General features: G+C 62.6%; 1 protein-coding gene. It reads left to right on the top strand.

The genetic code is table 11. From position 1 onward, the window contains the following. Positions 1–11: 11 nt before the first annotated feature. Positions 12–235: PP-loop family protein (locus tag BG74_RS06550; protein WP_439895696.1), on the top strand; the 224-nt coding region annotated here is incomplete at its 3' end.

The raw sequence follows: 235 nt of genomic DNA, 5'->3' as shown, positions 1-235 counted from the left end.
CGGCGACGTTGGTGGACGATGAGGTGTTGCTTACCGCCCAACATCAAGACGACCAGGCGGAAACTCTACTGCTGGCGCTTAAACGCGGTAGCGGTCCGGCCGGCCTGGCTGCGATGGCGGCGGATGCGCCATTTCTCAGTCGCCGCCTAGTGCGACCCTTATTGGGGTGTGGCCGGGCGGAGCTGGAATCATACGCCCGTGCACGCGGGCTCTGTTGGATTGAGGATGATAGCAA

It is taken from the genome of Sodalis-like endosymbiont of Proechinophthirus fluctus (genome assembly GCF_001602625.1).
Lineage (GTDB): Bacteria > Pseudomonadota > Gammaproteobacteria > Enterobacterales > Enterobacteriaceae.
This window is presented reverse-complemented; position numbering and strand designations above follow the sequence as displayed.